The 19825-nt window shown below is 61.2% G+C and carries 22 protein-coding genes; 4 read left to right on the forward strand and 18 right to left on the reverse strand.

Going from position 1 to position 19825, the window contains the following annotated elements; all coding sequences use genetic code 11:
- Positions 1 to 132: 132 nt before the first annotated feature.
- The 17 genes from ACVWY1_RS16405 to ACVWY1_RS16485 form a co-directional block, all read right to left on the reverse strand.
- Complete coding sequence (locus ACVWY1_RS16405) at positions 133 to 1701, reverse strand: flagellar hook-associated protein 3 (RefSeq protein WP_102683066.1); 1569 nt, start codon at positions 1699 to 1701, stop codon at positions 133 to 135.
- Positions 1702 to 1714: 13 nt separating this feature from the next.
- Positions 1715 to 3763, reverse strand: a complete 2049-nt coding sequence (gene flgK, locus ACVWY1_RS16410; RefSeq protein ID WP_457378514.1) for a flagellar hook-associated protein FlgK — start codon at positions 3761 to 3763, stop codon at positions 1715 to 1717.
- Positions 3764 to 3775: 12 nt separating this feature from the next.
- The gene (gene flgJ / locus ACVWY1_RS16415) at positions 3776 to 4975 is read right to left on the reverse strand and encodes a flagellar assembly peptidoglycan hydrolase FlgJ (protein ID WP_198755353.1); all 1200 of its coding nucleotides are present in this window, start codon (positions 4973 to 4975) and stop codon (positions 3776 to 3778) included.
- Positions 4976 to 4986: 11 nt separating this feature from the next.
- A complete protein-coding gene (locus ACVWY1_RS16420; protein WP_046857711.1) occupies positions 4987 to 6096 on the reverse strand; it encodes a flagellar basal body P-ring protein FlgI in 1110 nt (369 codons plus the stop codon).
- A gap of 12 nt (positions 6097 to 6108) precedes the next feature.
- Positions 6109 to 6804: a flagellar basal body L-ring protein FlgH gene (gene flgH, locus ACVWY1_RS16425; protein WP_046854650.1), complete on the reverse strand. Its 696-nt coding sequence runs from the start codon at positions 6802 to 6804 to the stop codon at positions 6109 to 6111.
- Between the two features lie 73 nt (positions 6805 to 6877).
- Positions 6878 to 7663: a flagellar basal-body rod protein FlgG gene (gene flgG / locus ACVWY1_RS16430; RefSeq protein ID WP_046854649.1), complete on the reverse strand. Its 786-nt coding sequence runs from the start codon at positions 7661 to 7663 to the stop codon at positions 6878 to 6880.
- 48 nt (positions 7664 to 7711) lie between these two features.
- Positions 7712 to 8452 (reverse strand): flagellar basal-body rod protein FlgF, encoded by a 741-nt coding sequence (gene flgF / locus ACVWY1_RS16435; RefSeq protein ID WP_046854648.1) that lies wholly within the window; start codon positions 8450 to 8452, stop codon positions 7712 to 7714.
- A gap of 215 nt (positions 8453 to 8667) precedes the next feature.
- Positions 8668 to 8961 (reverse strand): calcium-binding protein, encoded by a 294-nt coding sequence (locus ACVWY1_RS16440; protein WP_277505276.1) that lies wholly within the window; start codon positions 8959 to 8961, stop codon positions 8668 to 8670.
- Positions 8940 to 9458: a calcium-binding protein gene (locus ACVWY1_RS16445; RefSeq protein ID WP_277505278.1), complete on the reverse strand. Its 519-nt coding sequence runs from the start codon at positions 9456 to 9458 to the stop codon at positions 8940 to 8942. The genes ACVWY1_RS16440 and ACVWY1_RS16445 overlap by 22 nt, the downstream gene beginning before the upstream one ends.
- Positions 9459 to 9710: 252 nt before the next feature.
- Positions 9711 to 9896, reverse strand: coding sequence for a hypothetical protein (locus tag ACVWY1_RS16450; protein WP_102683069.1), 186 nt, complete (start codon positions 9894 to 9896; stop codon positions 9711 to 9713).
- Between the two features lie 72 nt (positions 9897 to 9968).
- Positions 9969 to 11342, reverse strand: coding sequence for a flagellar hook protein FlgE (gene flgE / locus ACVWY1_RS16455; protein ID WP_102683070.1), 1374 nt, complete (start codon positions 11340 to 11342; stop codon positions 9969 to 9971).
- Positions 11343 to 11372: 30 nt separating this feature from the next.
- Positions 11373 to 12077, reverse strand: coding sequence for a flagellar hook assembly protein FlgD (locus ACVWY1_RS16460; protein ID WP_139673359.1), 705 nt, complete (start codon positions 12075 to 12077; stop codon positions 11373 to 11375).
- A 15-nt stretch (positions 12078 to 12092) separates the two neighbouring features.
- On the reverse strand, positions 12093 to 12536 hold the full coding sequence (gene flgC / locus ACVWY1_RS16465) for a flagellar basal body rod protein FlgC (protein WP_046854643.1): 444 nt from the start codon (positions 12534 to 12536) through the stop codon (positions 12093 to 12095).
- Between the two features lie 2 nt (positions 12537 to 12538).
- The gene (gene flgB, locus ACVWY1_RS16470) at positions 12539 to 12946 is read right to left on the reverse strand and encodes a flagellar basal body rod protein FlgB (RefSeq protein WP_046854642.1); all 408 of its coding nucleotides are present in this window, start codon (positions 12944 to 12946) and stop codon (positions 12539 to 12541) included.
- Positions 12947 to 13162: 216 nt separating this feature from the next.
- Positions 13163 to 13726 carry a hypothetical protein gene (locus ACVWY1_RS16475; protein ID WP_457378515.1) on the reverse strand — a complete coding sequence of 188 codons (564 nt, stop codon included), beginning with the start codon at positions 13724 to 13726 and terminating at the stop codon, positions 13163 to 13165.
- Between the two features lie 171 nt (positions 13727 to 13897).
- Positions 13898 to 14725 carry a protein-glutamate O-methyltransferase CheR gene (cheR, locus tag ACVWY1_RS16480; protein WP_046854641.1) on the reverse strand — a complete coding sequence of 276 codons (828 nt, stop codon included), beginning with the start codon at positions 14723 to 14725 and terminating at the stop codon, positions 13898 to 13900.
- A 51-nt stretch (positions 14726 to 14776) separates the two neighbouring features.
- Positions 14777 to 15706: a chemotaxis protein CheV gene (locus ACVWY1_RS16485; RefSeq protein ID WP_046854640.1), complete on the reverse strand. Its 930-nt coding sequence runs from the start codon at positions 15704 to 15706 to the stop codon at positions 14777 to 14779.
- A gap of 64 nt (positions 15707 to 15770) precedes the next feature.
- Between ACVWY1_RS16485 and flgA the strand changes: the two genes are divergently transcribed.
- From flgA to ACVWY1_RS16505, 4 genes are all read left to right on the forward strand, one after another.
- Entirely contained in the window at positions 15771 to 16520 is a 750-nt protein-coding gene (gene flgA, locus ACVWY1_RS16490; RefSeq protein WP_102683105.1) for a flagellar basal body P-ring formation chaperone FlgA, read from the forward strand.
- Positions 16521 to 16695: 175 nt separating this feature from the next.
- Complete coding sequence (gene flgM, locus ACVWY1_RS16495) at positions 16696 to 17010, forward strand: flagellar biosynthesis anti-sigma factor FlgM (protein ID WP_046854639.1); 315 nt, start codon at positions 16696 to 16698, stop codon at positions 17008 to 17010.
- Between the two features lie 47 nt (positions 17011 to 17057).
- Positions 17058 to 17525, forward strand: coding sequence for a flagella synthesis protein FlgN (locus tag ACVWY1_RS16500; RefSeq protein ID WP_102683073.1), 468 nt, complete (start codon positions 17058 to 17060; stop codon positions 17523 to 17525).
- A gap of 79 nt (positions 17526 to 17604) precedes the next feature.
- Positions 17605 to 18348 carry a flagellar brake protein gene (locus ACVWY1_RS16505; protein WP_102683074.1) on the forward strand — a complete coding sequence of 248 codons (744 nt, stop codon included), beginning with the start codon at positions 17605 to 17607 and terminating at the stop codon, positions 18346 to 18348.
- Between the two features lie 66 nt (positions 18349 to 18414).
- Here ACVWY1_RS16505 and ACVWY1_RS16510 read toward each other — a convergent pair whose 3' ends face one another.
- Entirely contained in the window at positions 18415 to 19743 is a 1329-nt protein-coding gene (locus ACVWY1_RS16510; protein ID WP_277505288.1) for an MFS transporter, read from the reverse strand.
- Positions 19744 to 19825: the final 82 nt, after the last annotated feature.

Here is a 19825-nt window from a genome sequence, read left to right on the forward strand (position 1 = left end):
CTCAAGCGATGGTTCGAATTGCCAGGCAGGTCCGCAAGGCCAGGGCACGGGCCTGGACCGGCCCGTTGCCCGGCATCGCGCCAGGCAGAGAGCAAGGCGGCAGCAAAAGCAAGCCGCCTTGTGGCATAGCGATCAGATGTAGTTGACCAGAGACAGGCTGGAAATCTTGGCAAAAGACTGCATCGAAGCTGTCAGCTGGTTCTTCTGCATCTCCAGACGCATCATCACTTCACCGATGTCGCTGTCGCGGATCGAGCCCTGGGTCTTGGTGTTCTCGATACCCAGCGCCTCGTTGGTTTCAGCCTGTACATCAAGGGCCTGACCGCGACCACCGATCGCCGAAATGGAGGACGACACCTGGTTGGTGGCACTGGCGATATTACCTATCGCAGAGTCCAACGAGGCCAGGAAGGCTTGGCGCGCAGCCGGGTCATTGTCCTGCGGCGTGTTCAGCGCAGTGCGCAACTGGCTGATGGTATTGAGGACGTTCTGGTTCTGGTGGGTATCCACCTTGATGCCGAACGAATCACCTGCACTCGGCGGGCCGGACAGCTCGAAGCTCACACCGGCTGCGGTGGCCGTGGTCCCGCTGAGGGTCCCCGAGGAAACCGGGCGACTGTCGGCAGTCATTGGCGCGGCGTACAGTTCAAAGTCGGTAGCGCTGGTAAACTTGAGCACGGCACCACCACCCGGGAACGCGGCCTTGTAGGCGGTCGGGTCGGTGATCTTGGCATCGGTGACCTGCGACGACGACGTGTTGCCCGGACTCCGGCTACCGGAGATCGAGTCGGCCTTGGAGCTGAGGCTGAAGGTATGGCCAGCGATGGCTGCGTCCGGGTTGGCTTCATCCCCCGGCTTGAAATCGATCTTCAAGCGCAGATCCACACCGCGGAAACTGATGCTGCTGTTCTCCCCTTTAGGGTCGAACTTGCCCCCTTGGCTGGCTTCCAGGGTGACATCGTTGCCAGCAGCGTCGAGGATCTTGAACTCGGTACTGCTGGTGAACTCGATGCTGTAGGGCTCGCCGCTGCGGAAACGGTCGTTGTAGGTTGCGCTACCGGACACCTGGCCGTTGGACAGGCTGACACGGCCGTCATTGGGCAGCGGGGCAGTCTGCCTGGTTTCGCTGCGGCTGGTGTTGAGCGCTTGCTCGAAGGCGCTGTAGCCAGTCTCGTTGGCCGCCAGGCTGAGCATGTCACCCACTTGCAGCATGAGATTGCTCTGGTCGCCTTGATAGCTGTAGGTGCCATCAGAGTTGCGCACATAGGGCTGGGTGTCGCCCTTGGAACCCGAGAACAGGTACTTACCGTTCTCATCTCTGCTGTTCATCAGCGAGAAAAGTTGGTCTTCCAGCGATGCCAGTTCTTCGGCGTTGGCCTTGCGATCAGCGTCGGTGAACTTGCCGTTGCCGGAACTCATGGCCAGCTCGTTGACCCGCTGCAGCACCGCGCCAATGGCATTGAGCGCGCTTTCGCTGGAGCCCAGCGCGTTGCGCACGTTGGTGATGTTGCCCTTGAACTGGTCGAGCATGTTCTGCTGCTGTTCGAGCTGCAACAGACGCGCATAGCCAACCGGATCATCGGCGGCGGTGCGCACGCGGATGAAGTCGCTGGCTTCTTGCTGGGTCTTGTTGAGATTGCCAAAAGTACGCTCGTAGTTGGCGCTGCTGCTGGCGTAGAACTGCGGAGTGGAGATGCGCATGGCCTACGGCTCCTTAAAGGCTGTTGATCAAGGTTGCGAAGGTTTCCTGGGCCGCCTTGATGATCTGCGACGACGCGGTGTAGTACTGCTGGAACTTGACCAGGTTGCCGACCTCTTCATCCACCGACACCCCCGAGCTGGAGTTGCGGCTGGTCAGCGCGGAGCCATGCAGCGCGTTGGTGGCGTCGCTGTCCATCGATGCCTGGTTGGTCTTGCCGCCGACATTGGATACCAGCTTGGCGTAGGCATCGGTGAAGCTGATGCCCTTGCTGCCATCGCCGGTATTGACCGTGGGTTTGGTTTGCAGGTCGATCACCGACTGTGCATTGCGGTTGTCTGCAGAACCGGCCTTGGTCAGCGATACGGTGTAGTTGTCACCATTCTTGGGCGCACCGGATATGCTCATCTCGAACGAGAAGTTCATTTGAGCGCCACTGGCGTCATTGATCGGGTTGCCGCTGCCATCGACCATTGGCACAGACAGCTGCAGCTTGTTTTCCTGGCCAGGGATGACCGTACCGCTGCCAAGCGGGTTACCTTTGGAGTCGTACATGGTGTACGCCTGAGGCGATACGGAATCGTCGCCAAACACCAGCTTGACCGGGGTCGAATACTTCAGCCCCGTCTGCATGTCCGAGCGTTGCTTGGCGTCGTAGATATCCATCATGGACGTCAGGTTCGGCTGGGAGATCTGCCCGGTCCCCTTGTTGCCCGAACCGCTGGTGGCGTTCAGCGGGCTGGCCATGGCCAGGCGGCTCGGGTCGGTCAGCACGGTTTCCATGCTGGCCGCCGCGTTGCGGGTCGGGGTGATCTTGAAGCTGTCGCCGGCAACCGGGGTGCCCCCATTGAGGTTGAGCGTGAAACCGTCGATCACAGGAGGTGGGTCGGCCGTGATGTCAAAGGTACCCATCTCGGAATTATCGGGCAGACGCCGCACGGAATACTCGGTGGCGCTGGTGAAGACGACTTGATAGTCGTTGGTGGTGAGCTTGCCGCTGTCCTTGATGTGCACATCGAGGTTGCCGGAGCCGGCACTGTTGCCCAGCTTGGGGATGCTGCGCCCGGCAACGGCCGCCGCGCTGTTGATATCGCCAAAGAGGGTCGCACCGAACTGGCCATTCTTGTCGATACCCTGGGCCAGCTGGCTGTTGATCGCATCGGCGACCACCAGTGCCACACGGCCCAGCTCGTTGAGCGCAGGGTCGAGGGTGTCCTTGCGGTAGCGCAACAAGCCACCGATTTCGCCACCGGTAGTGTTGTCGGTGATGTCCATTTTGGTCGAACCGCGGTTGAGCACCAGGTTCATGCGCGTCGGGTCGGTCGGGGCGGGTTCCACACCCAGCGTCTGGGTGGAGTTGCCCAGCACCAGGGACTGGCCATTTTTCAGATAGATGTCGTAGCTGCCTTCGCGCTCCACCACGTCCACGCCGACAAGCTTGTTCAGCTCGCGCACCGCGCCATCACGCTGGTCAAGCAAGTCATTGGGCTGACCATTGACAACACCGAGCTTGGCGATCTGCTGGTTGAGGTCGGCGATGGTCTTGGTGATGTTGTTCACCTGTTCGGCCATCGACCCCAGACTGCCGTTGATGTTGGCGTTCTGCTGGGTGAACTGCGCCGACAGCGTATTGAAACGCTTGGCAAGTGATTGTGCGCTGGTCAGCAGCAACTGGCGCGAGGCATCTTCGGTGGGCTTGGCAGAAGCATCCTGCATGGCGCTGAAGAAGCTTTTGAGTGCGGCAGTGATACCGGTGTCGGCGCCCGACAGGGCAGTGTTGAGCGGGCCGATCTGATTAAGATAAGTGTTGGCGTCACTGGAGAGCGACGTGGTGGTACGCAACTGGTTCTCGATGAAGGCGTTGTACACCCGTCGCACATCGGCCAGGGTGGTGCCGGTCCCCATGAATACCTGGCCAACCTGCTGGGCACCCTTGGTCTTTTGCACCATTTGTTGGCGAGAGTAACTTTCAACATCGGCGTTGGCGATGTTGTTACCCAGGACGTACATCCCGGACTGGGCGGCACCCAGCCCCGACATACCGATATTGATCAAACTCGCCATGGTTCCCTGCCCTTAAAGTTGTGTACTGGTACCGAGCATTGCGTAGCTCTGCTGCGACTTCATCTGCTTGGCGATCTGCGAGATCTTGCTGGCGTAATTGGGGTCGGTGGCGTAACCGGCCTTTTGCAGCTCTCGCACAAACTGTTCTGGTTTATCGGCGGCGCTCACGGCATCTTGATAGCGTGAATTGCTCTGCAGCAAAGTTACCAGGTCGTGAAAACTTTCCTGATAGCTGTCGTAGGAACGGAACGCAGCCGTCTCCTTGACGAACGCACCATTGCGGAACTCGCTGGTGATCGCACGCGCCTCACCACCCTGCCAACTGCCAGTAGCCTTGATGCCAAACAGGTTGTGGCTGCTGCTGCCATCGGCATTACGCATGACCGATTTGCCCCAGCCGGTTTCCAGCGCTGCCTGCGCCACCAGGTAGCGCGGGTCGATGCCAATGCGCTTGGCAGCCTGTTCGGCCATCGGCAGCATGGTCTCGACGAAGGCGTCGCTGTCGGCGAAAGCCTTTTTCGGTGCCAGCGGGGGCTGAGCCACAGCGCGCCCGAGAATCTGCAGGTTGCCGCTCGGGGCCGCGAACGCCCTGGCCGGCTCCCAGTCGCCAGTTGCAACGCCACCGACCGGGATGTCGCCACGGCGCGGCAACGCCGCCGTGTTGGTCGCTGTGGCCGGGCTGCCGGCAGACGGCACGATACCGGCCAGCAGGCGATCGGTGAGCTTGCCCGGCAGTGCCAGGCGCCGCGAGTTGAGCGCCGCCACGTCATTGCGCACACCCGCGCCTGCCTCGGCATGCACTGGCGCGGCGACTTTCGACGCCCACAACGCTGGGGCACGCCCTTCGATACGTGGGAACGGGCTGGTGTTCACAGAAGCGGCCTTGTTCTTGGACAACTGGCGCACCAGCACATCCTGCAGGCCAATACCGCCACCCTCGCGGGACATGCTCACAGCCAGCTGCTGGTCGTACATGTCTCGGTACTGCTTGACCGTGTCGCTGTTCATCGGGCTGTCTTCATCGGCCATGACATCGGTGGCCTTGCGCGATGCCTTGAGCAGCTCGCTGATGAACATCGACTCGAATTCCTGGGCTACCTTGCGAACATTGCCCTCGCTATCCCGATCACCATGCTTGAGCGCGCTCAGGCGATTGAGGTCGGTGTAGGCGCCGCTGTCGATCTGGCTGGACACCTGAGTTTTTGGATTCATCAGACGCCCCCTTAGATCACGATCAGGTCGGCTTGCAATGCGCCGGCCTGCTTCAAGGCTTCGAGGATCGCCATCAGGTCGCCTGGCGCCGCACCCACCTGGTTCACTGCACGGACGATTTCATCCAGCGTGGTACCGGGGCCGAACTTGAACATCGGCTTGGCTTCCTGCTGGGCATTGACCCGCGAACGCGGCACGACCGCAGTCTGGCCATTGGAGAATGGCCCCGGCTGGCTGACGATAGGGTCTTCGGTGATGGTCACGGTCAGGCTGCCGTGGGTGACGGCCGCCGGCGAAACCTTGACGTTCTGGCCGATGACGATGGTACCGGTACGCGAATTGATGATGACCTTGGCCACTGCCTGGCCCGGATCGATTTCGAGGTTCTCCAGGATCGACAGGTAGTCGACGCGCTGGCTTGGGTCCATGGGTGCGGTCACCCGTACCGAACCGCCATCAAGGGCCTGGGCCACGCCAGGGCCGAGCAGCTCATTGACCTTGTCGACGATCCGCTTGGCCGTGGTGAAGTCTGGGCGGTTGAGGTTGAGGGTAAGGCTGTTGCCCTGGTTGAAACCGCTGGGTACGGCACGTTCGACGGACGCACCACCCGGGATGCGGCCCGCCGACGGAACATTGACGGTGATCTTCGAGCCGTCACGGCCCTCGGCATCGAAACCACCTACAACCAGGTTGCCCTGGGCGATGGCGTAGACATTGCCATCAATCCCCTTCAACGGGGTCATCAACAGGCTACCGCCACGCAGGCTCTTGGAGTTACCGATCGACGACACGGTAATGTCGACCACCTGGCCAGGTTTGGCGAAGGCCGGCAGGTCGGCATGCACCGACACCGCCGCCACGTTTTTCAGCTGCACGTTGCCAGACCCAGGCGGCACCTTGATGCCGAACTGCGACAGCATGTTGTTGAACGTCTGCAGGGTGAACGGCGTTTGCGTCGTCTGGTCACCGGTGCCATTCAAGCCGACCACCAGGCCGTAGCCAATCAACTGGTTGGCACGCACGCCGGAAATGCTGGCGATGTCTTTCAGGCGCTCGGCGTGAGCGCCGAACGCGCAGGACAAAAGAAGTGTCGCGGCAATCAACCGCCTAGCGTTGAACATGGTCATCCGTACTCAAAAGGGCCAGAGCGGGCTGATGAAGAAACGGTCCAGCCAACCGGGCTGGCTGGCATCGGCGAAGGAGCCGGTGCCCGAATAGGTGATGCGCGCATCGGCCACACGGGTGGACGGCACGGTGTTGTCGGTGGCGATGTCATCGGCACGTACCAGGCCTGCAATGCGCACCAGCTCTTCGCCGGTGTTCAGGGTCATCCATTTTTCGCCACGCACGGCAATGATGCCGTTGGGCAGCACTTCGGCCACGGTAACGGTGATCGAACCGGTGAGCGTGTTGCCCTGGGTGGCCTTGCTGTCGCCCTTGGTGCTGCGATCGCCGCTGTAGCCTGCGTCAAGGCTGAGGTCCCCGCTGCCCAGCGGGTTGTTGGTGTTGGGCACGGTACCGAACAGCGAGGTGAGGCCAATATTGGCCTTGCTGTTCTTCTGGATCTGGGAACCTGCGTTCTTGCTCGCCGAGGTACGCTCGTTGAGGGTGATGGTGATGATGTCACCCACCCGGAACGCCTTGCGGTCGGTATACAAGCCTTGTTCGAAACCGGCCTGGTAGATCGAGCCGTTATTGGCCGCTGCCGGCAGCGGGGTGCGCGGCAGAACCGGCGCGTAGTACGGGTCGTTGGGCTTGGGCGTCGGTGCGACGCAACCAGCCAGCAACACCGCCCCCCCCAGGGCGAAAACGGACAACAGACGATACATGACTCTTACCTCTGGCAGGCGCTGTAGCAGCGTGCGGTTTATCGGCGGCCCGAAGTGGCTGGGCCGCCAGGGCTTACAGTTGCTGAGTGACGAACGACAGCATCTTGTCTGCGGCGGAGATGACCTTGGAGTTCATCTCGTAGGCGCGCTGGGTGGTGATCATGTTCACCATCTCCTCGACCGTGCTGACGTTGGAGTTTTCCAGGGTCTGCTGCAACGTGAGACCGAAGCCGTTCAGCCCCGGGGTACCGACCTGTGGCGCACCGCTGGCGGCGGTTTCGAGGAACAGGTTGTTGCCCATGGCCTGCAGGCCGGCCGGGTTGATGAAGTCGGCGGTCTGGATGTTGCCGATGATCTGCGCAGCCGGGTTGCCCTGGGTGGTGATCGACACGGTGCCGTCCTGGCCCACGGTGAAGGTCTGGGCATCCGGCGGCACGACAATGGCAGGTTCCAGCGCGAAACCGTTGGCGGTGACCACCTGGCCATCGGAGTTCAGGTGGAAGGTGCCGTCACGGGTGTACGACACGGTGCCATCAGGCTGGAGCACCTGGAAGAAACCGCGGCCATTGATTGCCATGTCCAGCGGGTTCTCGGTGTTCTGCAACCCGCCAGTCTGGAAGTTCTTCTGAGTGCCGACCACGCGCACACCGGTACCGACCTGCAGGCCCGAAGGCAGCTCGCTGTCCTGGGTGGACTGCGCGCCAGGCTGGCGCTTGATCTGGTACAGCAGGTCCTGGAACTCGGCGCGATCACGCTTGAAGCCGGTGGTCGAAACGTTGGCCAGGTTGTTGGAGATGACCGTCAGGTTGGTGTCCTGGGCGGACAGGCCGGTTTTAGCGACCCAAAGAGCCGGAAGCATTTAGTGTTCTCCTCGTGCGCCTGTTTTACGGCACTCGTTCAAATGTGATTAGCCGATTTGCAAAACACGCGCCATGGCTTCGTCGCCTTCCTTGGCCGCGCTCATCATCTTGACGTGCAGTTCGAATTGACGGGACAGCGCCAGCATCGAAGTCATCTCGCCGACGGCATTGACGTTGCTGCCCTCGAGGAAACCCGACACCACACGCACATTCACATCGGCGTCTGCGGGTTGGCCGCTGGCGGTATGGATCAGACCATCCAGCCCCTTGGTCATGCCCTTGGTGTCCGGGTTGACCAGCTTGATACGGTCCACTTCGGCCATTACCCGCGGGTCTTCGCCCATGGCGCGGATGCTGATGGTGCCGTCGTCACCGACCTCGACCTTCTGCTCTGGTGGAATGGCGATAGGGCCGCCGTTACCGATGACCGCCATGCCATTGCCGGCCCGCAGCACGCCGAGCGCGTCAATGTTCAGGCTGCCGGTACGCACATACGCTTCGCTGCCGTCGGGTGCCTGCACGGCGATGAAACCATCACCGGTGACCGCCACATCCAGTTCACGACCGGTTTCAACCAACGGGCCGGCACTGAAATCGGTGGCCGGGCGCTCGCTCATGGCGAAAGCACGCGCCGGAAAGCTGTCACCGAATACCGGCATCGAGCGCGCCTGCTCCAGGTCGCGCTGGAAACCGTTGGTGGAAACGTTCGCCAGGTTGTTGGCATGGGCCTTCTGCGCCAGTGCGTTCTGGCTGGCGCCGGTCATGGCCACGTAAAGCATCTTGTCCACAGTCATCCTCCGCTGCACGGGCGATCGATTGCCGGTCGCCGTGGCTGTGGCAAGCGTTGAGCAAGTTTCGCGCCAACTACCATAGAAACGGCAAAGACCCCGGTTTACGGGGCCTTTGCTGAAAAGCCCGGCGCGCGCGAGACAAAATCTCGGCGGCGGGTAGCCGGCAGCGGCAAGGGCTGGCCGCCCTCGACGCTACGGGCGACACTTGGCTGTCAGGTGATGGTGAAGGTATCTCCGTTGTTGGCCTGGAACGACTCGATAGTGTTCGAGCCGGCGTACCAGTTACTGAGCATCACACCGTAATCCAGGTTGCCGGCATTGCTCGAGATGTACCAGGCCGAATCCCGCCCGGCACCGCCATTGATCACATCCGCCCCAGCGCCGCCGATGAAGTTCTCGCTCGCGGCAGTCCCGATGAACGTGTCATTGAAGGCCGCGCCCTCGAAGCTCTCGATACTGGTGAACAGGTCATGGCCGGTTGCGTTCAGAATCGAGCGTGATGCCACCCCCCACCCGCGAACGTCAACAGATCGACGCTGCCAGCGCCATTGAAGTCATTAGCCTGGTCGTTGGCCACGAAGACATCACCCAAGGATGATCCGACGAACTTCTCGATGCCCTCGAAGGTATCGCCTTCGGCGATGCCACCGTGCTGGCCGGTCTTGAGATTCAGGAGGATGCCTGAACTGCTGTCGCCATACGAAACGGTGTCGATACCCACCCCATCGACGAATCGGTCGGCACCAGCGCCACCAAACAAGGTGTCATCGCCAGCACCACCGACAATCACATTGGTACTGGCATTGCCATAGCCGGTGAAGTTGCCGGTACCGATGAAGGTCAGGTTCTCCACCTCGCTGGTCAGCGTGTAGTTGGCCAGGGTCGTGCGCACTTCGTCGATGCCACCGCCAGCCTGCTCGAACACGCCAGCGGTGTTGTACAGGTAGTAGACGTCGTTACCGGCACCACCGGCAAAGCGCTTGCTCAAACCTGTCGCCTGCATGATGACGGTGTCGTCCTGGCTACTACCGATGACACTGAGCCCGAAAACAGGGCCACGCCGATCAGGCCTTTTTTCAAGGCCACGCCAAGCGCTGCCGGCAGCACGTTGGCACCAGTATCCTTAGTGCTTTTCACGAGCTCCGATCCTTGGAACAAGACGCTTGCCAGACACTCGAACGAGTGAGGTGGCACGGATAATACCTGAAGGAAATCCGCCAATTGATGGCCTCAAACCATCATTTTTTGCCCTGCATCAAAGGGATCTGCAAGCGGCATTGTCGAACGGTCCGGCAAAGCGCTTCCAACCATCACCGGGTGACCATTGCGAACACACCAGACGCCCGTCGGCCTGACTTTCCCAACGCCACCAAGGGGCCATCGCGGCCTGTGCCTGTAGCAGGCAGAACGCCGCGACAGCAGCAGCCAGCAGCTTTTTCATGGGGACTCTCCTTGAAAACGACGAACCCCTTCTTGCAAAGGGGTTCGTTGACAAGCGATCAGCCAGCGACCATCAGGTCATCTGGATGATGGTCTGCATGATGGTGCTTTCGGTGGAGATGGTCTTGGCGTTGGCCTGGTAGTAGCTCTGGGCCTTGATCAGCTCCACCAGCTCCTGGGTCAGGTTGACGTTGGAGGCTTCCAGCGAGTTGGACTCGATCTCGCCCAGCGTACCGGTTTTCGGCGCGTCGATACCCGGAATGCCCGAGGAGAAGGTTTCCTTCCAGCGGGTGCCGCCCGTCTGCTGCAGGCCCTGCTCGTTGGCGAAGCTGGCGATTGCCACCTGGCCAATGGCGCGGGACTGCTGGTTACTGAAGCTGGCAAACATCACGCCGGAGGAGTCGATCGACAGGCTCGACAGGATACCGGTGGCGTAGCCGTCCTGGGACTGCGACATACGAGCAGTTTCAGTGTTGTAGGACGTGGTGCTCTTCATCGAAAGCTGCATGCCGTCAGCATTACCCTGGGAACCATTGGGCGCCCAATTGCCCGCCGCATCCTTGGCGGCAGGAATCCAGTTCTTCAGGGTGAAGGTGTTGTTGACCACGCTCCAATCGCCCGCCGGCACGCCAGGTACTGGAGGCGTGCTCCCATCGTTCTGGGCCGCCATGGACTTCACCGAACCATCGGGATTGAACGACATGGTGGCGGTCAACGGCTGGGTGCTGGACGGATCGAGCGGGTTTCGGCCCTGGACCAGGGTGTACATGGTCCATTCATTCTGACCTGTCTTGCGGTAGAACTGCTCCATGACGTGCTCGTTACCCTGGCTGTCATAGACCTTGGTAGGGAACGATTTGGTGTAGGTGCTCTGATCGGTCGGGTTGAACGGCTTGTTCGGGATCATCGTGCCGGAACCATCATCGATTTCCAGCGGAATATCGGGGGCCGAGGAGTTCAGGTTGATGCCCTGCTCGATCAGCGTGGTGGCCTTCGGCGCCAGCGCCGAAGTGTCGATCCGCAGGTCGGTCAGCACACCCTTGACGATCTTGCCGTTCTCATCGGTGCTGTAACCGCGCAGGTTCAGGCCATCGGAGGTGACCACATAGCCATCCTTGTTGGTCTGGAACGCACCTGCCCGGGTGTAGGTCATCGAGCCGTTGTCGGACAGCACGAAGTAACCCTGCCCCTGGATACCCATGTCCAGCACGTTACCGGTGTTGTTGACATCACCCTGGCCGAACTGCTGGGAAACCGAGGCCAGGCGCACGCCGTTGCCGATCTGGTTCTTGCCCACGCCCAGGCGGTTGGAGCCTGCATAAACGTCGGCGAACTCGGCACGCGACGACTTGAAGCCGACGGTGTTGACGTTGGCAATGTTGTTGCCGGTAACGTCCAGTTGCTTGTTGGCTGCGTAAAGACCGCTAAGGCCGATATTGAAAGACATGCATTCACTCCTTCTGCCGATCTAGCGGCCTTAGATTCCAATAGATTGTACTTTCGAGACGCCGATCTTCTGGCCGCCTGCCACGGTGAGCATCATCTCGCTACCGCCCTGGAAGCTGACACTGGTGATCTTGGCCGGCAAAAGCGTGTACATGGTCTGCGCCTTGCCATCGACCGTCGTGGTGGCGGTGAAGGTGTACTGGCCAGGGTCGACCTTCTCACCCTTCTCGTTGGTGCCGTCCCAGATGAAGTCGGCGGTGCCTTTGGCCTGCTCGCCCAGGCTGATGGTCTTGACCACCTTGCCGTCCTTGTCCTTGATCTCGACCTTGCCGTCGGTGATGTTCTGCGGCACGACAACTTGACCGGTGAAGCTGGCGGTGGTGTCGACCATCGCCTTGTCGGTATCCAGGATCACCGAGCGCCCCACCAGCGTGGTGGCCTGCAGCGCCTGACTCGACGCTATGCCGCCAATGATATTGTTGACCGAGCCGTTCAGGGTCTGGATACCTTCCAGGCTGCTGAACTGGGCCAGCTGCGCAATGAATTCGCCGTTATCCTGCGGATCCAGCGGGTTCTGGTGCTGCATCTGGGTAACCAGCAGCTTGAGGAACGCATCCTTGCCCAGCGCGTTCTTGTCGACGGGCTCGGTGGTGGTTTTCTTGGTACCAGTGCTGACCCCGGACGCGTTGAGTACGTCGTTCAGGTTCACGCCATTGTTGGTGTTGGTCACTGCCATGGTCCGGATTCCTTATCACTGACCCAGGGTCAGTACTTTCTGCATCATGGTCTTGGCGGTATTCATCAGTTCGGCGTTGGTCTGGAACGCGCGGCTGGCAGAGATCATGTCAGCCATCTCCTCAACTACGTTGACGTTCGGGTAGTAGACATAGCCATCCTTGTTCGCCGCCGGGTGGCTTGGCTCGTAGCGGGCTTCGAGATTACTCTGATCCTCGATGATGCCCTTGACCTCGACCCCCTGCCCGGCCTGGCCCTGATCTTCGAACAGCGATTGGCCGGCGCCGGCCTGGGCCTGCTGGAAGGTGGTGGCGAATACCGGGTGGCGCGCACGGTAGGTCTGGTCGATGCTCGACGACACGGTCTCGGCGTTGGCGATGTTCGACGCAACGGTGTTCAGACGCGTGTTCTGCGCGCTCATGCCGCTACCGGCAATATTGAAGACACTGGCAAGAGACATGGTCACTCTCCACGCAGGGCCGATACCAGCCCTTTGAATTTACTGTTGAGCAGGGTGAAGCTGGCCTGGAAGCCAACGGCGTTTTCCGCGTAGTTCGATTGTTCCAGGTGCGCGTCCACGGTGTTCTGGTCGATCGACGGCTGCATCGGCGTGCGGTACTTCAGCGTATCGTCCATCATGGCCAGGCCTTCGGCCTCGATATGACGGCTGTCGGTACGCTCCAGGGCGATGCGTCCCTTCTGCTGCTTGTCGGACTCGGCAGCGAGCACGGACGAGAAGTCCATGTCACGCGCCTTGTAGTTGGGCGTGTCGGCGTTGGCGATGTTGTTGGCCAGCACTTCGGCACGCTGAGCGCGAAAGCCCAGTGCCTTTTCGTGAATGCCAAGCGCCTTGTCGAAGCTGATGCTCATGTCGGGGACCTTTGAAGGTGACCAGAGTTCGTTTGCTATGGCTTTAGCAAGCCCTGTGCCAACCATCTTGAACCCCATGAGTACGGGGGTTTTGCCTGTTTCATGCCGCGCCTTATGCCAGAAAAGCGGCAATGTGCTTCCGCCTTGAGCTACCCAGGCGGCAATCGGCAGGCGGCAAAAGCGGCAAACCAAAAAATTGACGTCAAAACAAACACGTCAATTGGCCACCAATCGGGTAGCATCCGCGTCCCGCGCGCCATCGCCATCCACGCCACCACGGACGCCAGCAACCGACCGGCGGTGCTGGCCGGCATCGACAACCAGGGACAGATCTTCGCCGGCTACCAAGGCGCGCAAGGCATCGTGCTGGATGGCGCGAGCATCTTCGACAGCCTGGGGCGCCACATCGACAACAGTGGCAGGATCGTAGCGGCCGACACTGCCATCCGCATTGGCAACACCACCCATGATGGCACTGGCGTGCCGCCCTGGCAGAAGGCCAACGGCGACCTGAACATCTTCAACAGCGGCGAGATCTGGGGCAACGTCGCCATCAATGCCACCGGCAGCAATCGCCCTGTCGAGCTGATCATGCGCAAAGGCAGCATGATCCAAGGCGACCTCCTTGGCCTGGCCAACATCGAAGTCGAAGGTGACAGCGCCTACGGGATTGCCCATGGCGGGCGCGGCAGCAACAGCATCCGCCTGGCGAACAACGGCTGGCTCGACGTCGGCGACCGCAGCGAGCCGCCGACCACATTCAGCCTGCAGAGCCTCCACGCCACCCTCGACGGCAACCTGCGGGTAGCCGACAACTCGGCACTGGGCATGTGGCTGGCAGCCAGCACCGCCCCGTCCACCGCTGTGCTCAAAGTCAGCGGTATCGCCGAATTCGGCCAGAACGCACAAAAAAAGGCCGGTATCTCGCGATACCGGCCTTTTTGTCGAGCCTCATTTGGCCTGGTAGATGATCCCCGGGCTGCACTGGACCATCTGGTAGTGGTCCGGCAGCCCGTTGAGCGCCTCGGACGCCCCGAGGAACAGGTACCCCCCGGGCTTGAGCGTGGCGTGAATACGCATGAGGATGTCCTTCTTGACCTGGGCCGAGAAGTAGATCAGCACGTTGCGGCAGAACACGATGTCGAACTTGCCCAGCGGCGCATAGCTGTCGAGCAGGTTGTAGGAACGGAACTCGACGCGACTGCGGATCGGCGGCTTGATCGCCCAGCGCCCCGGCCCCTTGGTGTCGAAGTAGCGCTGCAGGCGCTCCTGCGACAGGCCACGGGCAATGGCCAGGCTGTCGTACTCACCGGTCTTGCAGTTGTTGAGCATGGCACCGGACAGGTCGGTGGCAACGATCTGCGCGCCCATCTTCAACTGACCCAGGTTGGTCCGCTCGAACTCGTCGATGGCCATCGACAGCGAGTATGGCTCCTGCCCCGATGAACAGGCCGCCGACCAGATGCGCAGGCGCTGGCCCGGGTTGTTCTTGATGAACTCCGGAATCACCTTGTTCTTGAGCACCTCGAACGGGTAGGTATCGCGAAACCACAGCGTCTCGTTGGTGGTCATGGCATCGACCACCTGCTCGCGCAAGCCACCGCGTGGCTGGGTCTGGATGCGCTGCACCAGCTCGCCCAGCGACTTGATGCCCTGTTGCTCCATCAGCTTGTTGAGACGGCTGGAGACCAGGTACTGCTTATTCTCGCCCAGCAGGATGCCACAGGCTTTCTCCAGGAATACCCGGAACTGTTCGAAATCCAAATTACCCGTAGACAATGCTGCCGCCTCTTCTTAAATCGCTAGCGCCGGGGGCGAACCCCGGCCGTTTCAATGACTCGCCTTGATCCGATCGACCACGCGCTGGGCGAGGTCATCCGGCCTGAACTTGGCCAGGAAGTCATCGGCACCGACCTTCTTGACCATCGCCTGGTTGAATACCCCGGACAACGAAGTATGCAGGCAGATGTGCAGTTTTTGCATGCGCGGATCGCTGCGGATCTCCGCCGTGAGGGTATAGCCGTCCATTTCCGGCATTTCAATATCCGAGATCATCATGAGGAACTCCTCCTCCGGACGCTTGCCCTCATCCACCAGCTTGCGCAGGTAATCCAGGGCCTGGCGACCATCGTTGAGCGCCACCACCTCGACCCCCACGGTCTGCAGGCATCGACTCACCTGCTTGCGCGCCACCGACGAATCATCGACGGTCAATACCCGCAGCATCACCGCCTTGTCCTGTACCTCGGCATCGATCACACCTTCCGACACCGACTCGGAAGATGGCGCCACCTCGGCCAGCACCTTCTCCACATCGATGATCTCGACCATGCGGTTGTCGACGCGCGTCACGGCAGTCAGGTAGTGATCGCGCCCGGTACCCTTGGGTGGCGGATGGATCTCTTCCCAGTTCATGTTGACGATGCGCTCGACCGAGTGCACCAGGAAGCCCTGGGTCTTGGTGTTGTACTCGGTGATGATGACGAAACTCTTGCGTGTTTCTTCCTTCAGCCCTGGCAGACCGGTCGCCATCGACAGGTCGAGGATCGGGATCGTCGCCCCGCGTATGTTGGCCACGCCGCGCACCACCGGATGGGATTTAGGCAGCAGCGTCAGGTCGGGGCACTGCAGCACTTCCCGGACCTTGAAAACATTGATGCCGTAGAGCTGGTCGCCATTGAGGCGAAACAACAGCAGCTCCAGGCGATTCTGCCCCACCAGCTGTGTACGCTGGTTGACCGAATCCATCACTCCAGCCATGCCGGACTCCTTCAACGATTACCCTGTGCAGCAAGTCGGCACGGGCTTTGCTTTTTTGAGCGTCATGCATACGAAAACGACATTTTTCCGACGACTGACGCGCCTGCTGACCGGCCCCCTGGCTGTGCTGTGCCTGGTAGCACCCGGCGCGCGTACGCTGGCGGACTCTTTTACCTTGCCTGAACAGCTTATCGGTGTCACTCAAGGCTTTCTTGAATTCACCGTCGAAGATTATCTGGCAACCACCCAGACTCAGGGCCGCTACGAGATCGAAGTCAACAAGCTTGACCCGCGCCTGCGCATGCCGCTGTGCAGCCAACAGTTGGATGCCTCACTGGAAGGCTCGACCCCGCTGGGCCGGGTAACAGTGAGGGTGCGTTGCGACGGTGCCGCGCCCTGGACCGTATTCGTGCCCGCCCAGGTGCGCCTGCTGCGCGATGTCGTGGTAATGACCCGGCCACTGAAACGCGAAAGCATCATCGATGAAAGCGATGTGGCCCTGCGCGAGCGCGATGTAGGCACCCTGGGCCCCGGCTACCTGACCCTGCTGGAGCAGGCCGTGGGCATGAAACTGCTGCGCCCCACGGTACTTGACCAGGTTTTGACCCAACAGCACCTGGAACAGGCCGAAGTGGTGCGCAAAGGCGACCACGTAGTGATCATCGCCCGCAGTGGCAACCTGAGTGTGCGCATGCCGGGCGAAGCCCTCGACAAGGGCGGGATGCAAGCGCAGATCCGCGTGCGCAACCTCAATTCCAAACGGGTGATCAAGGCCCGGGTAACCGGTGCCGGGCAAGTCGAGGTCGCCATGTAACCTACCCTGCGTCAGGATTTCGACAGAGGGGTGGCGGTGTGCAACCTCGGCCCCTAAACTCTGTCAGATATCGGGATACGCAAGCCAGCTTCAGGCCGTGTTGCATTCGTGCCTAAAGTTTTTTTCGGTTTGGTCGAAAACAAGGCATGCGTCCTAATTCCCAGGGGTTTTGATCATGGTCATCGACTTCAGTCGTTTGAATAACTCTCCGTCCGTCACGGGCGGCGTTCGCGGCAACACCGCGTCCGGCAACGCCGCTAAAGCCGGCGAGGCCAACGAAGCGCCCAAGCACACCGGTGCCAGCGGAGAAACAGTACATCTGAGCCCAGAGGCCCAGCAATTGCAGAAGATCAGCGACAAGCTGCGCGATCAGCCCACCGTCAACAGTGCCCGTGTGGCCGAGTTGAAACAGGCCATCGCAGACGGCAGCTACAAGGTCGATGCCGACCGGGTCGCTAGCAAACTGCTTGATTTCGAAGCTCAGCGCTAACCACCAGGCGCGCTGACTTCAAGGACGCACCACGCCAAGAGTTAGCCATGCACGACATCACTCTGCTGCAACTGATCGAAGACGATTTAGCACCGACGCAGGAACTGCTCGACCTTCTACAAAAGGAGGCAGTGGCCCTGCACGGTCGGGACATGGCCAAGCTGGAGCAGATCCTTGCCCGCAAGCAATCCCTGATCGTCCTGCTTGAGCAGCAGGGGCTGCGGCGCAACAACCTGCTCACTGGGCTCGGCCTCAGCGCCGACCGTGCAGGCGTGAAAGCCGTCGCCGAGCTGTCGCCCAATGGCGAGATCATCATGCAGCAGCTCGATGTGCTGACCCAACTGATGGACAACTGCCAGCAGGTCAACGAGACCAATGGGCGGATCATCCAGGCGCAGCAACACGCCACGACCAATCAGATCAGAATCCTCATGGGCGGCGACTCCCCGTCGCTCTATGACAGCCGTGGCGCCACATCGCCCATGGACAAGCCCCGGGCAATCAGCCAGGTTTGATTATTTGTTTCAAGGCACGGAACATACTGGCAAAATGCCGTAACTTGCGTGTGCCGTTTTGCCTGGAGATTGATAACCCGTGTTCAATGAATCCGATGCTCCCCAGCCCCCAAAGGTGCTGACCACCCCTTTGGAGATCGCGGCCAACTTGCGCCAGCTGCTGGATAGCCACGACCCACTGATCATCAGCTTCCATGAGCGCAGCCAGCGGTTCCAGAGCTATGTGGTGCATGTCGACCGGGAAAGCGGTGTCCTGGCACTGGATGAGATGATCCCTCGCGACGGCGAGAAGTACATCGAGAGCGGCGAACCCTTCCGCGTCGAAGGCTTCCACGACGGCGTGCGCATCGCCTGGGAAAGCAACATACCGCTGACCATCACCGAGATCGACGGCCACCGCTGCTACCGTGGCCCGCTGCCCGAGGAAGTGACCTATCACCAACGCCGCAATGCCTTCCGCGCCGCGCTGAAGCTGTCGCAACTGGTCGACGTGACCCTCGACGGCACCCACCTCAAGGGCAATGGCGCGTTGCGCGGCAAACTGCTGGATATCTCGGCAACCGGCTGCAAACTGCGCTTCGACGGCAACGTCGAGGACCGCCTGCAACTCGGCCAGGTCTATGAGCGCTTCAAGGCCGGCACCCCACTGGGGTTGACCGACACCCTGGTCGAACTGCGCCACCTGCACTTCGAAGAGCGCATCAACACCACCTTCGCCGGGGTGCGCTTCCACAACCTCAACGGCCAGGCCCAGCGCAAGATCGAGAGCTTCGTCTATCAGTTGCAGCGTGAAGCGCGGCGGTTCGACAAGGACGACTATTGATCGTCGCCAGCCCATGAAAAACGCCACCCCTCGGGTGGCGTTTTCATTGGTGCCCGGGCAGGCCGCCTAGGACATCGATTTGCCCCCCTCGCCTTGCGCCTGCGCACCGGCATCCTCCTCGGTATCTTCCGCCGCCACCGGCGCCTGCATCACATCCTGCACCGTCTGCTCATCCACCCGCGGGTCGAGGGCCGCCGACAAGGGCGAGCCCGCCGCTGGCATCGCCACGTGCCCCAGCGGCGCATCCTGGACCTGGTGCAGCCCAGTGACTGCCTTGGGCCGAATGCGCCACACCAGCACCAACGCGAAGAACACGAAGAAGGCGTAGAGCATCTGCGCGCCCAGCAGCTTCATCAGCACCCCGGCCGCCAACGGTCCGATACAGGCGCCCACACCATAAGTGACCAGCAGCATCGCGGTCAGCGAGACCCGCCGCTCACTCTCCACGTGGTCATTGGAGAACGCCACCGCCAAGGGATACAGGCAGAACTGCAACAGCGAAATGACAAAGCCCATGGCGAACAGCAGCTCGAGCGGAACCCCCGGCAGGATCGCCAGCGGCGCGGCGGCCAGGGCCAGGCCGATGGCCACGCTGCGGATCAGCACGGCGCGATCATAGCGATCGGAAAGCCAGCCCAGCGGCCACTGCACCAGCAGCCCGGCAAAGATGCAGCAGCCCATGAACAGGCCGATCTGCTCGGTGCTCAGACCCTGGCTGGACGCATACAGCGGCGCCAGGCCATAGAAGGAACCGACGATCAGGCCCGAACCAAGCACAGTTGACAGCGATTGCGGCACGCGTTTGATGAAGAACTTCGGCTCCATCGGCGCCGGGCGCAACGGTGCGGGGTGAATGCGCCGGGTCATCGCCACCGGCACCAGGCACAAGGCAAAACACATCGCCACCAGCATCAGCAGTTCCGGCCCCAGTTGCGGGTGCACCACCAGGATCAACTGGCCGAGCACCAGCCCCAGGTAGGAGGCAATCATGTAGCCGCTGAACACCGCGCCACGGTGCTTGGCGTCGGCCTGTTCGTTGAGCCAGCTCTCGATAACCATGTACTGGCACATCATGCCCAGGCCGACGATCATACGCAGCCCGACCCAGGCCGGCAGCCAGTTGGTCAGCCCATGCCCGAGCACCGCGGCGCCGACAATGCCGGCACACGTGGCATAGGCACGGATATGCCCGACCCGGCCGATCAAGCGGTGCCCTACCTTGCCCCCCACCGCCAGGCCGAAGTAGTTGGCCGCCATCAGCGCACCGATCCACAGGCTGTCGACATGATCGGCGGCCAGGCGCAAGGCCAGGTAGGTACTCAGCAGGCCCGAGCCGATCAGCATCATCAAGGCGGCGAAGTACAGCGACTGAAACGGCTTCCAGATATTTCGCATACGTCCCGTCAAGCTCCTTGACCAGGTGGCGTTGGGTTGCAGGCAAGCATAAAAGCAAATCCATCTTGGCACAGGCCCCCAG

The organism is Pseudomonas sp. TE6288 (genome assembly GCF_054062095.1).

What these genes read in the sequence shown, in the direction of transcription:
- flgJ (WP_198755353.1), bottom strand. Translation starts at nt 4,975, where the DNA reads ATGAATCCAAAAACTCAGGTGTCCAGCCAGATCGACAGCGGCGCCTAC.
- flgB (WP_046854642.1), bottom strand. Translation starts at nt 12,946, where the DNA reads ATGAGCATCAGCTTCGACAAGGCGCTTGGCATTCACGAAAAGGCACTG.
- flgM (WP_046854639.1), top strand. Translation starts at nt 16,696, where the DNA reads ATGGTCATCGACTTCAGTCGTTTGAATAACTCTCCGTCCGTCACGGGC.
- flgE (WP_102683070.1), bottom strand. Translation starts at nt 11,342, where the DNA reads ATGTCTTTCAATATCGGCCTTAGCGGTCTTTACGCAGCCAACAAGCAA.
- ACVWY1_RS16450 (WP_102683069.1), bottom strand. Translation starts at nt 9,896, where the DNA reads ATGAAAAAGCTGCTGGCTGCTGCTGTCGCGGCGTTCTGCCTGCTACAG.
- flgG (WP_046854649.1), bottom strand. Translation starts at nt 7,663, where the DNA reads ATGCTTCCGGCTCTTTGGGTCGCTAAAACCGGCCTGTCCGCCCAGGAC.
- ACVWY1_RS16445 (WP_277505278.1), bottom strand. Translation starts at nt 9,458, where the DNA reads ATGCAGGCGACAGGTTTGAGCAAGCGCTTTGCCGGTGGTGCCGGTAAC.
- flgK (WP_457378514.1), bottom strand. Translation starts at nt 3,763, where the DNA reads ATGGCGAGTTTGATCAATATCGGTATGTCGGGGCTGGGTGCCGCCCAG.
- ACVWY1_RS16420 (WP_046857711.1), bottom strand. Translation starts at nt 6,096, where the DNA reads ATGTTCAACGCTAGGCGGTTGATTGCCGCGACACTTCTTTTGTCCTGC.
- ACVWY1_RS16510 (WP_277505288.1), bottom strand. Translation starts at nt 19,743, where the DNA reads ATGCGAAATATCTGGAAGCCGTTTCAGTCGCTGTACTTCGCCGCCTTG.
- ACVWY1_RS16405 (WP_102683066.1), bottom strand. Translation starts at nt 1,701, where the DNA reads ATGCGCATCTCCACTCCGCAGTTCTACGCCAGCAGCAGCGCCAACTAC.
- ACVWY1_RS16500 (WP_102683073.1), top strand. Translation starts at nt 17,058, where the DNA reads ATGCACGACATCACTCTGCTGCAACTGATCGAAGACGATTTAGCACCG.
- flgC (WP_046854643.1), bottom strand. Translation starts at nt 12,536, where the DNA reads ATGTCTCTTGCCAGTGTCTTCAATATTGCCGGTAGCGGCATGAGCGCG.
- ACVWY1_RS16460 (WP_139673359.1), bottom strand. Translation starts at nt 12,077, where the DNA reads ATGGCAGTGACCAACACCAACAATGGCGTGAACCTGAACGACGTACTC.
- flgH (WP_046854650.1), bottom strand. Translation starts at nt 6,804, where the DNA reads ATGTATCGTCTGTTGTCCGTTTTCGCCCTGGGGGGGGCGGTGTTGCTG.
- flgA (WP_102683105.1), top strand. Translation starts at nt 15,771, where the DNA reads ATGCATACGAAAACGACATTTTTCCGACGACTGACGCGCCTGCTGACC.
- ACVWY1_RS16485 (WP_046854640.1), bottom strand. Translation starts at nt 15,706, where the DNA reads ATGGCTGGAGTGATGGATTCGGTCAACCAGCGTACACAGCTGGTGGGG.